Genomic DNA, 10645 nt, shown 5'->3' on the forward strand with positions numbered 1-10645 from the left:
CAGCAACACGGAGGAACCCGGCCGAGCGCCGGGCCCTCACCATGCCTACAGAACAGCTAAAAGCACGCGAATCGCATTCATCGAATCATAGCTATGGGCCGACGGCCAAGCGAAAGACTGAGGCTAGTGTTGGAGGGGATGCTCTGTGAGGAGGACGCTTGCGCGTGACCGTCGACGGGTACACTTTCAGCTCAGCGATCAAGGCCACCCTCGCCGACCTCGGCGTGCCGGCGGGCCCGATCCTGCGAGCAGCGCGACTGCCCGAGGACCTCTTCCTGAGTCCGCAGGTGACGTTGAAGCCGGATGAGTTCTTCCGGCTCCGGACTGCCGCCGAGACATTCACCGGTGAGCCCGCGCTCGGCCTGAGTGTGACGACCGAGATGCCGTCGGCGCCTCCGCCGCCACCCGGCCTGGTGGCATGGGAACTGACGTTCTGGGTGGCGCTCGCCAGGCTGGGTACTCGAACCACGTTCGTCCCGGCGAAGGCCATCATGCCCGATCCGCCGGATGCCGAGGCGTACCGGGACTATCTGGGGGTGCGGATCGGCCGGGGAGCGTCGGTGACGGTTGTCTTCACCTCGCTCGACGCCCGGCGTCCGTTCCTGACCGCGAACGACGCCATGTGGAAGATCTTTGAGGACGACCCGCGTCGGCGTCTCGCCGACCTGGGCAAGGTGGAGACCACCGCCGTCCGGGTTCAGGCCGCGCTGCTGGAACTCCTGCCCGCCGGCCAGGGCACCGCCCAGGACGTGTCCCGCCGGCTGGCGATGAGCGGCCGCTCGCTGCAACGCCGTCTGGCGCAGGAGGGGACGACATTCCAAGCAGTGCTGGGCCGCACCCGGCATCGGCTGGCCCAGCACTATCTGGCTCGCGACGACATCACCATCACCGAGATAGCGCTCCTGCTCGGATACGACGAGCCGAACTCTTTCCGCCGGGCGTTTCACAAATGGTCCGGCCAGACCCCGCACCAGGCCAGGACCGAGTCCGCGAGGCGTTCTACGGCGTTTCCTGCCTGACGTCGCCATGCGTCCGCCCCAGATCCTTAGGAGATTGATCTTGTCCACTGTTCCCTCATTGAATTCGAACGCCGACCGCGGTGACGCTGCCCGGTCCAGCCGGACCCTGGCCGGTCCTCGCGCGCTGCCGTTCCTGGGCAACGCGCCAGAGTTCGTCCGTGGTGGTGTGCCGCATCGTCAGCTGGAGCGGTGGGCCGACGAGCATGGTCCGACCTACCGGCTTCGCCTAGGCCCGAGGAATGTCGTCGTCACCGCCGATCCGGCGCACGTGGACCTGATCCTGCGGCGTCGACCGCACGATTTCCGGCGGGCAAGGTCGACCTCGTCCATCGTCGACGAGCTCGTCCGTCCCGGCGCCTTCACCGCTGAGGGCGACCATTGGCGCCGCCTGCGGAAGGTGGCTACCCAGTCGCTGAGCCCATCGTATCTCCGGCAGTATTTCGACACGGTCACCATGGTGACCGGGCGGCTGCTGCGGCGATGGGAGGCATTCGCCGCCTCCGGTGAGCGGATCGACGTCCTCGACCAGACGACGAGATACACCCTGGACGTGGCGGTCGGGCTGGCCATGGGGCACGACCTGAATTCGCTGGAGAACTCCGGTGACGGCCTGCACACCCGGCTGCCGGCGTTGCTCGCGGCGTTCTCCCAACGGCTGATGACCCCGATTCCCTACTGGAGGTTGGTGAAGCTGCCGAGGGACCGGCGACTGGACGCGACAGTCCGGGAGGTCGAAGCGTTGGTGAGAGGGCGTTACGAGGGGGCCAAGGCGCGGGTGGAAGCCGGCGAGCAACCGTCGAACTTTCTTGAGGCGCTGGTGAGACCACTGGACGACGTGCCGGAAATCACCGAGAGTGAGGTCCTCGGGAACGTTTTCACCATGTTGCTGGCCGGTTCAGACACCACCTCGTCGGCTGCCGGGTGGGCATTACACTTCCTCGCTGAGCACCCGGAGATTCACGAGAAGGTGCGCGCTGAGGCTGATGAGGTGCTGGGCGAGCGCGAGCTCCCGGCCGACCCGGCCGCGATGGGGCGGCTGCAGTACGCCGAGGCCGTGGTCAACGAGGCGTTGCGTCTCCGTCCGCCCATACCGTTCCTGGGATTCGAGCCGACCCGGAACCTGTCGATCACCGGCAGCGACGGGAGGGAGTTGTCCCTGGCTGCGGACGAGGAAGTGTTTCTGCTGCTTTCCTATGGGGGGCGACGCGACGCCGAGCGTTTCCCGGCCCCCGGCGTGTTCAGTCCGGAACGGTGGCTGGAGGGCAAACCGGCGGACGGGAAACTCCCGTTCGTCCCGTTCGGTGCTGGTCCGCGCTTCTGCCCGGGACGCAACCTTGCCCTGATCGAGACCTCCATGGTGACCTCGGTTCTGGCCCGTACGTTCGACTTCACGCCGGACCGCTCCGCCGGTGCCGTTGTGGAGGGATTGAGCTTCGCCATGATTCCGAAGAACCTCTACCTTCGTGTCAGTCCCCGGTAGCCTCACGCGGTGAGGCCGGTAACTCAAAGTAAATAGTCGGAATTCCTGTAGGTGGGCATGCCGACGGTCGACGCCGCGAATTGCGGTCGGCGCCCGTCGTGGTGGCGGGCGCTGAGTAGGCCCAGGGAAACGGACCGGGATTGCTCCCGGTCCGTTTCCCTGGGCCTCTCGCCGAGTGAAGTGGGCCGCCAGCGAGGTGCCCGTGGCGTGGGTCCTTTTCTGTCGGCCTCTTCCCGAACCGTTCTGTCGGTTTCCCTGACACACGGCTCCCCAGTGCTCAGTTCCGGAGGGATGCGCGTGACCGACCGGCGTGGATGTCCTCGTGGCAGGTCCGGCAGATGACCAGGGTCTTGCGAAGCCGTTTTGCCATGAGGTGCACCCATGCGGGTTTGTCGGGCCGGTCGTGACGGTTGAGGTCGGCGAGTGTGCGCAGGTGATGGACTTCCAGTGTCGGGGTACTCGTTGAAGTGGCTCTGGCAAGATTTTCGTGGTCGGAGATCGTTTAGAGGCGGCGTAGGTGCGCGATGAGTACGACTCGTTGGCGTAGTAGCGGGATTTTCGCTCGGCCGGCCATGATTCGTTTCTGGAGTTTGACGTCGGTGATGCGGCCTTCGTTGACGCCGGAGCTGTAGGGCGAGGTGATGGCCTGGACGGCTGCGGGGAGGTCTTCGCGGATGACCTTGGCGAGGCTGGGCAGTCCGGGCAAGCGGCTCGTTTCGAGTTCGTTAAGCCAGTCCGGCAGCGGTTCGGGGTCGCCGGCGTCGAACATGGCGGCAAACGCTCGGACCAGCGTGTGCGTGCGGTCGAGTTCTGGGCAATTTGCGAGCAGCCGCTGGAGTCGTCCGGCGGTGTCGAGGGTCCGCCGCGGTGGGCTGCTGGTAGTCCACCGGGCAACTTCGCGTGGTGACGGTGGACGCTGGTGAGGTCGATCGACCGGCAGGCCCCGGCGCAGCGGCGCAGCGGCGCAACGGCGCAGCGGCGCAGCGGCGCAGCGGCGCAACGGCGCAACGGCGCAACGGCGATCTTCACACGCTGGTAGTGGCCCAGGTAGCCCTTGGCTTTCAGCTCTTCATGCAGCACTTTGGCGCTGTGCTCGCCCTCGCCCCGCCGCTGCTGGAGATACTCAGGTAGCGGTCGAGCGGGGACGGGACCCGTGGGCGCGGGCGGCGCATGCACTCCTGCCAGGTGGAGGCGGCCGCGTATTTGCGGACGGTGCGCCAGTTGAGCCCCAGCTCGCAGCCGACCGAATTGTAGGCGCGGCCGGTATCGGTCAACGCGCGCGCGGTCTCGAACAGTTGCCTGGCGTGGTCGGCCGCCGGGCTGGGCTTCGTCTTGGCCAGGGTCTTGAGCAGCGAGGTCTCCATGACCCAGTGCAGCCGGTAGAGCCGAGCGACGTTACCGGCCAGCAGGTAGTACTGGACGGTGCCCCGGTATTCGGCTGCGTAGGCGTTGACGATGGTGTGGTCGTCTTCGTTGATCAGCCGGGCCTGGCGCTCGGGTTTGCCGCGCTCCAGGTAGGGGGCACTCTTGGCCTTGATCACCGCCGAGGGGACGCGCAGACCGACGACGCCGTTGGCGCTACGACGGCCCCGGGTGACCTTGCGGTCGTTGTGGTGCACGGTGACCTCGTAGCCGAGGAACTTTGCCGCCTGAGTACGGGCGTGCGTGATCAAGGTCTTCTCCTGAGAGGGCGGTTTGTGAGTTTTCCGTAGTTCGTCATCGCTCGATGTCGTGACCTTCGGGCTGGGTCGGTGTCTGCTCGGTGGGCATGCTGGTTGTGCAGGTCATGGGCGAGCGGAAGGCGTATCCCAGTGATCTCACCGATGAGCAGTGGGCGGTGGTGGGTCCGTTTCTGGATGCGTGGAAGTCGAAGCATCCGTCGGTGTCGGGGCATCAGGGCCGTTACTCGTTGCGGGAGATCGTGAACTCGATCTTCTATCAGAACCGGACCGGGTGTCAGTGGGCGTATCTGCCGCATGACCTGCCGCCGAAGTCCGCGACGTACTACTACTTCGCGTTGTGGCGTGACGACGGCACCGACCAGGCGATCCATGATCTGTTGCGCTGCCAGGCCAGGGAGAAGGCCGGCCGCCGGGAGGATCCGTCCGCGATCATCTTGGACACCCAGTCGATCCGCGCCGCGAACCACGTTCCCGCCGCGACCACGGGTAAGGACGCCGGGAAGAAGGTGCCGGGCCGTAAGCGTGGGCTGGCGGTGGACGCGCTCGGGTTGATCATCGCGGTGGTGGTGACCGCCGCGTCGGTCACCGACACCGTGATCGGCGTGCGGCTGCTGGACAAGGTCGTCGAGCACACCCCGACCGTCACCCGGGCGTGGGTGGATGCCGGTTTCAAGCATGACCTGGGCATCCACGGCGCCCTGCTCGGCGTCGATGTCGAGGTGGTCAAGCCATCCGACACGAAGCCGGGGTTCGTGCCGATCGCGAAGCGGTGGGTGGTCGAACAGATCAACGGCACGTTGATGCTGCACCGGCGCCTGGTCCGTGAGTACGAGAGCCGCCCGGAGTCATCGGTGTCACGAACGTTGTGGGCGTCGGCGGCCAACCTCGTGCGCCGGCTGACCGGCACCAGCACACCATCCTGGCGGGACCCGGCATGAACACGATCACCGTCCTCGACCTGATCGCCGCCCGGGAAGCCGCCGCGTCCGCTGCCGCGACGACCTGCGCGAGCAGATGAACAAGCTCGCCGGTGAGGTCGCCGCCGTCGAGTCCGAGCTGGCCGACCTGGCGACCACCCGCCAGACACTGACCAAAATCCTCGAACACGAGGTGACCGCAGCCGAGCCGGCCGTCATCAGTGAGCCCTACCAAACAGATCCTCGCCGTGTTCACCCCCGACCGCGGCGCCCTGCGCGCGAAAGACGTCTGCCTCGCGCTGAGGATCGGCACCGAGCCCAAGGACACCGAGGTATCCGCGCCAAGCTGAAACGCCTGGTCAACCGGCAGATCCTGACCGAGACCCAGCCCGGCCTATTCACACTCATCCCGGAACGGACATAACCTTCCGGACCAACCTCTGAGACAGTTCCAGCTTGAGATCATCACGCAGGAACGCCGCGAGGCGGGCCTTGATCTGTCCGGCTTCGGCCTTGGGTCCGGCGAACCCGAGGAGGGTGTCGTCGGCGTACCGGGCGTAATGCAACCGGCGGAATCCCGGATCACGAGGATCTCCGCTGGATATCCCGCGCAGTTGCTGACGCAGCTCGCGCGCCGTAGCACGGTCACCGCGCCGGTGTGCCCGGTCTCGCGCGGCTCGCACCCGGGCGTAGGCGGTGTCCTGCTTGCGGATCCGCCCCCGGGTGTACTCCGGAATCAGAACTGTTTCTACGAACTCGTCCAGCCGATGCAGGTAAATGTTGGAGAGCACGGGCGAGTAAATGTTGGAGAGCACGGGCGAGACGATGCCGCCTTGCGGGACCCCACTCAGCGTCGCGTTGCATACCCAGTCCTCCAGGTATCCGGCTTGGAGCATGTTACGCGTCAGCCGCAGGAACCGGTTGTCGTGGATGCGCTCCGCCATCGTGTCGAGCATGAGCTGATGGTCGAAACTGCCGAAGCAGTCGGAGACGTCACCCTCGATGAACCAGGTCGTCCCGGTCCAGGTGTCCGTTATCTTCCGCAACGCGGTGTGACAGCCCCGTCCGGGACGGAAACCGTTTGAGCGGTCGGAGAAAGTCGGCTCGTAGCACGCCTCCAACAGCAGGCGTACCACTTCGCCGACCAACTTGTCCGACCATGGTGGCAGTCCGAGCGGCCTGAGTTTGCCGTCCTTCTTCGGAATGTAGATCCGTTTGGCTGGGCTGAACCGGTAGCGCTCGTGGCGCTGCCTGACGGCCAGAACGAACTCGAACTGCCGCGGATAAACTTGACTGACACAAACCCTCGCCGAGACAAAATCCGCTGGCCCGCGGACACACCTCGATGGCAAAGGACACCAGCCGCAATCAAACCCGTACCTCGCCCAACTCTGACTCTCCATCAGGTCATTGACCTGCGCCATCAGGTTGAAAGGCCTCACTGATCACGGGTGGGCGGGGTCGTCGGGCGAAGCGTTGCGGGTGGGCGGCGCGGGCGGTGTCGAGGGTGTTCTGACGGGCGACGTCGATCGGGCCGGTGGTTCCGAAGTGGACCGAGGCTGGGGTGTGCCAGCCGATCCCGGAATGGCGGTGGACGTGGTTGTACTCGGCGAAGAACCCGTCGCAGAACGCCCGCGCAGCCGGCAGGTTCGGAAACGATTCGGGGAAGTCGTGCAGGTATTTCAGGGTCTTGAACTGCGCTTCGGAGAACGGGTTGTCATCCGATATTCGGGGCCGGGAATGGGTGCGGGTCACGCCCAGGTTGACCAGCAACGCGGACACCGGCTGGGAGGTCATCGAGGTGCCTCGGTCGGCGTGCACGGTGTGCGGGGTCCGGCCGATACGGGCGATGGCCTCGTCGATGAAATCGCGGGCCAGCACGGAGTCCTCGGCGGCGGCAAGGATCCAGCCCGGGTTGTAGCGGGAGTAGATGTCGATCAGGACGTACAGGTGCAACCAGATTCCCTTCACCGGGCCACGCAGCTTGGTGATGTCCCAGGACCACACCTGCGACGGTCCGTCGGCGACCAGTTCGGGTTTGACCTTCGCCGGGTGAGTGGCCTGACGGCGTCGCTCCCTTGTTTGGCCCGCGGCCGCGGCGATGCGATACATACTTGAAAGTGAGCACCAGTAACGGTTTTCGTCGAGTTCCCGGATCCAGATCTGCCCGATCGACAGCTCGCCGTAGCCAGCCTGGTTGATCACCTGCATGACCGCGTTGCGTTCGCTGGTGCGGGCCTGGCTGACGTCGTTGCTTGGGGCCCAGCACCGGGCCACGGGCGTGGCGGTAGTGCGTGGCCCGGGACCGCCCGACCAGCCGGCACGCCGTGCGGATGGGTGTTCCGGCGTCGGTGAGCGCTTGCAGGGTCTCGGCGATCAGCGGCTCGACGGCGGCGGTGTGTCCGTGCTCTCGGCCAGCGACGCCAAGAGCTCGTGCGCTTTTCCCATGATCGACAACGCGGCCTGGGTCTGGGCGAGTTTCGCGTTCAGCCGGGCATTCTCGGCACGTAACCGTTCGGTCTCGCGTTCGGCCCGCGACAGCCGCGCCGTCGTCGCCGATGTGTTCCCGGGACTATTCGCCGATCCGGCCGGCGGCGCGGTGTTGCGCGCCCGGGTCCATTCTTGAACGTGGGAATGGAACAATCCCTCGCGACGAAGGACTGCGGATTTCTCGCCGTGTGCGGCGGCCTCGTTTCGGCCACGACCGCGGCCTTGTACTCGGCGGTGAAGCTACGCCGGACCGGGCGCGGGGCCGGGTTGACCGGCCCGGATCCGTTGGGCTCGGGCGTCTGCTTGTTGCTGCTCACGTACGCATCTCCAGTCACGCCCTGCTAGCCAACCCCGATCGCCGGGGTGTCTCACGACATCCTGACAGGGAGGGATCGGCCGGCCAAGCCGCCGTTAAGCCGTGAGGTGATCGTGGCCGAGGCGCTGCGGCAGATCACCTCCGACGACGGCGCGAGTATGAGTCTCCGCCGGATAGCCACGGCCCTCGACACCGGCCCGGCATCGCTGTATGCCTACGCCGACGATCTGAGCGAGCTGCGAGTTCTGGTGCTCGAAAGTGCCCTGCAGGCGGTCGACGTCGGGACCGTCGGCCAGCCCTGGCGAGAGCGGCTTGAAGCCCTGCTGTGGTCGTACACCGAGGTCCTTGTCGGTGAGCCCTCGTCTCGCGCAGCTCGCCTTCGACACCGTTGCAGTCGGCCCGAACACCCTTCGGATCGCCGAGGCCCTGCTGGAGTTGCTGGATGAGGCCGGTGTCGGCCGCCGGACCGCGGCCTGGGCCATCGACATGCTCACCATGTTCTGCCGGCCACTGCCGCCGAGCACGCCCAGGCGTCCCACGCGGCCGAGCCGGACGGCCCGGTGGCGCAAGCGATCAACCGGGCGCCCGCGGATGAGTTTCCCCGGATCTACGCGGCCAAGGACGACGTCATGGCCGGCACCAGCCAGGAACGATTCGCCTGGATGGTGGACATTCTCATCCAGGGCATTCTCTTCCGCGGCCGGCCGCAGTGATCACCTCGAGCCGCTGACCATGCCGATCGATGTGTCGTCAACACGCCAGCAGCCCTTACCGTCACGTTTCGCGCGGTACATCGCGGCGTCGGCGCGACTAAGCAGCTCATCGGTCTTTGTCCGGCCGGTGCGCCCGAGCGCGACACCGACACTGGCGACCGGATGAAAAGCGTCTCCACCCACCGTCATCGGCTCGGCCAGGTCCGCGAGAACCCGCTGAGCTACCTCTACCGCATCTTCTAGGCACGTGACACGAGGGAGCACGGCGGCGAACTCGTCGCCACCCAAGCGGCCGACCTCGCCCGAACCCTCTACCGAGCGGCGTAAGCGGTCGGCCACCGCGACGAGCATCGCATCGCCGGCGTCGTGGCCGAACGTGTCGTTGACCTTTTTGAAACCGTCGAGGTCGAGATACAGCACAGCGACCAGGGATTGCCGGGCGGTGAGTTCGTGGTCGATGGCCCGGAGTATCGCAGCCCGGTTCCGCAGTCCGGTGAGCGCGTCGTGAGATGCATCGTGCACGAGCATCTGTTGGTACGTCATTCGTTCGGTGATATCGCGGTGGCTTATCACGCGGCCGTTGACGGCGGGATGACTGGTAAGGTCGCGCACAGTCAATTCGTGCCAATGCCAGGATCCGTCGGCGTGCCGGATTCGTAATTCCGCTCGATGGTCGGGGGCGCTCTCGCTGCCTTCGCTGATCAATTGGCCAAGATCGCTGGGATGGACCAGCGAGCTGTATTCCGTGCCGACTAGGTCGTCCGGCCTGTAGCCCATTATCCGCTGCGCCGCTGCGCTCATCGACGTGATCCCGCCCCGACGGTCGACCACGCTGATGACATCCGACGAGTCATGGACGAGGGCTTCGTAGCGCTCGGCGTTGCGGCGTACCGTCCAGTCTGCCTGTAGCCGGATGTCATCGGTCTCCTGCTGTGCGTGCTGGATGAACCGCCAGTAGGCGACCTGGACCGCGCAGGTGAACAGAATGAATCCGACGTGTACGGCGGCGTACAGGATTGGCGATGCTTGGGCGCGTTCGTCGGCAAATATCCGCCCGGGCGCAAGGGCGCCGATCAACAGGTACTCCGCAGCGACCAGCAGTACCGATATCAGCAGCGGCAGCCAATTCTGATACAGGCTGATCAGGCCGATCACGACGAAGAACGAAAAATGTAGGATGGTTTCCCCGTTGCCGATCAGGACCAGGGCGGAGCAGGACAGCAGCAAGCCCATCGAGATCACCGCGGCGCTGAGCTGCCGCGAGGCGGTGAGCAGGCTGCCGATGGCGCAGGCGAGCATCGCGGCCAGCATCAGCCAGACGACGACCATCCCCTCCTGGCCGGGGCCGGCCTCGTCCGGCTCGACCACGCGAGGGTCGGCCGGATCGTTCACGATGAAGGTGACCGTGGCCAGGACGGGGAACTGCAACCAAAGGATGATCCGCAACGTGCGATGGCGCACGCGGAACGCCTCGTCCGACAGACGGGTGTGTGGGGCAACGTCAAGCCACGGCTGGCCCCTCCGGTTCGCGGTCTCGCGCGAACGGCCCGGCGGGGGCGAGCCTACGCCCTCGTACGTCATCCCATTTCCCACCTGTCGAGGTAGACCTGGCTCTTCTTCAATCGACAGGACGAACAGATATCTGAGGGACGTCTCGACAGGGCCGCCCGCGAATCGTCCGACTGGGCGGGTTCCCCGCGCGGCTACGGAAGCACCTGATTGGCGACGAGGCGCTCCTGATTGCGGAGGAGCGCGGAGTGGGTCAAGGCCACCGTCGCCCGAGTGGTGGGGTGCGGCGATGAAGTCGGGGACCAGCGAGCCGTGGGCCGCGGTACCCGAGCGGGCGGGCCGCTAGCTAGCAAGTTGTCCATGTCCTTGTGGTGCAGGTCGATCCGGAGCCCCGGGTCGCGTCCACCGAAGTGGTGTATGACCTGCAGTTTTGCAGTGATGAGAGGCGGCCATCGCAGATCCTTCGGATTGTCTAGATCACGAAGGAGAGACCTGCGATGGCCGTAGAACCGAGTTTGA

11 protein-coding genes and 1 pseudogene are annotated in these 10645 nt (G+C 66.0%); 6 read left to right on the plus strand and 6 right to left on the minus strand.

All coding sequences use genetic code 11. From position 1 onward, the window contains the following. The first annotated feature begins 164 nt into the window (after positions 1 to 164). A complete protein-coding gene (locus QSK31_RS47870; protein WP_285691875.1) occupies positions 165 to 1019 on the plus strand; it encodes a helix-turn-helix transcriptional regulator in 855 nt (284 codons plus the stop codon). Between the two features lie 40 nt (positions 1020 to 1059). After that, positions 1060 to 2499: a cytochrome P450 gene (locus tag QSK31_RS47875; protein WP_285691876.1), complete on the plus strand. Its 1440-nt coding sequence runs from the start codon at positions 1060 to 1062 to the stop codon at positions 2497 to 2499. A 277-nt stretch (positions 2500 to 2776) separates the two neighbouring features. On the opposite strand, the gene QSK31_RS49095 is transcribed toward QSK31_RS47875, so the two are convergent. From QSK31_RS49095 to QSK31_RS47885, 3 genes are all read right to left on the minus strand, one after another. Continuing rightward, a complete protein-coding gene (locus tag QSK31_RS49095; RefSeq protein ID WP_352244840.1) occupies positions 2777 to 2998 on the minus strand; it encodes an HNH endonuclease in 222 nt (73 codons plus the stop codon). Positions 2999 to 3001: 3 nt separating this feature from the next. Continuing rightward, the gene (locus tag QSK31_RS47880) at positions 3002 to 3499 is read right to left on the minus strand and encodes a transposase (protein WP_285691877.1); all 498 of its coding nucleotides are present in this window, start codon (positions 3497 to 3499) and stop codon (positions 3002 to 3004) included. Between the two features lie 61 nt (positions 3500 to 3560). After that, positions 3561 to 4172, minus strand: coding sequence for a group II intron reverse transcriptase/maturase (locus tag QSK31_RS47885; RefSeq protein WP_285691879.1), 612 nt, complete (start codon positions 4170 to 4172; stop codon positions 3561 to 3563). Positions 4173 to 4285: 113 nt separating this feature from the next. Between QSK31_RS47885 and QSK31_RS47890 the strand changes: the two genes are divergently transcribed. Continuing rightward, complete coding sequence (locus QSK31_RS47890) at positions 4286 to 5119, plus strand: IS5 family transposase (RefSeq protein WP_352244842.1); 834 nt, start codon at positions 4286 to 4288, stop codon at positions 5117 to 5119. A 383-nt stretch (positions 5120 to 5502) separates the two neighbouring features. Here QSK31_RS47890 and QSK31_RS47895 read toward each other — a convergent pair whose 3' ends face one another. Beyond that, the gene (locus QSK31_RS47895; RefSeq protein ID WP_285691881.1) at positions 5503 to 6522 is read right to left on the minus strand and encodes a reverse transcriptase/maturase family protein; all 1020 of its coding nucleotides are present in this window, start codon (positions 6520 to 6522) and stop codon (positions 5503 to 5505) included. Continuing rightward, the gene (locus tag QSK31_RS47900; protein WP_285691883.1) at positions 6506 to 7303 is read right to left on the minus strand and encodes a DDE-type integrase/transposase/recombinase; all 798 of its coding nucleotides are present in this window, start codon (positions 7301 to 7303) and stop codon (positions 6506 to 6508) included. Before QSK31_RS47900 ends, QSK31_RS47895 begins: the two co-directional genes overlap by 17 nt. Positions 7304 to 7307: 4 nt before the next feature. Here QSK31_RS47900 and QSK31_RS47905 point away from each other — a divergent pair, with 4 nt between their 5' ends. The 3 genes and pseudogenes from QSK31_RS47905 to QSK31_RS47915 all read left to right on the plus strand — a co-directional run bounded on the left by QSK31_RS47905 (position 7308) and on the right by QSK31_RS47915 (position 8617). Beyond that, entirely contained in the window at positions 7308 to 7724 is a 417-nt protein-coding gene (locus QSK31_RS47905; RefSeq protein WP_285691885.1) for a hypothetical protein, read from the plus strand. A 531-nt stretch (positions 7725 to 8255) separates the two neighbouring features. After that, positions 8256 to 8345: pseudogene (locus QSK31_RS49100) on the plus strand (hypothetical protein); the annotation flags it as partial. Positions 8346 to 8464: 119 nt separating this feature from the next. Beyond that, positions 8465 to 8617: a hypothetical protein gene (locus QSK31_RS47915; protein ID WP_285691890.1), complete on the plus strand. Its 153-nt coding sequence runs from the start codon at positions 8465 to 8467 to the stop codon at positions 8615 to 8617. On the opposite strand, the gene QSK31_RS47920 is transcribed toward QSK31_RS47915, so the two are convergent. Beyond that, positions 8618 to 10198: a sensor domain-containing diguanylate cyclase gene (locus QSK31_RS47920; RefSeq protein ID WP_285691891.1), complete on the minus strand. Its 1581-nt coding sequence runs from the start codon at positions 10196 to 10198 to the stop codon at positions 8618 to 8620. It lies immediately after the preceding gene. Between the last annotated feature and the right edge of the window lie 447 nt (positions 10199 to 10645).

Origin of the sequence: Actinoplanes sp. NBRC 103695 (assembly GCF_030269485.1) — a bacterium.
Lineage (GTDB): Bacteria > Actinomycetota > Actinomycetes > Mycobacteriales > Micromonosporaceae > Actinoplanes.

Bases quoted from the DNA above. Each gene is read 5' to 3' on its own strand.
- QSK31_RS47890 (WP_352244842.1), top strand. From the start codon at position 4,286: ATGGGCGAGCGGAAGGCGTATCCCAGTGATCTCACCGATGAGCAGTGG.
- QSK31_RS47895 (WP_285691881.1), bottom strand. From the start codon at position 6,522: ATGGCGCAGGTCAATGACCTGATGGAGAGTCAGAGTTGGGCGAGGTAC.
- QSK31_RS47905 (WP_285691885.1), top strand. From the start codon at position 7,308: ATGACCGCGTTGCGTTCGCTGGTGCGGGCCTGGCTGACGTCGTTGCTT.
- QSK31_RS47920 (WP_285691891.1), bottom strand. From the start codon at position 10,198: ATGACGTACGAGGGCGTAGGCTCGCCCCCGCCGGGCCGTTCGCGCGAG.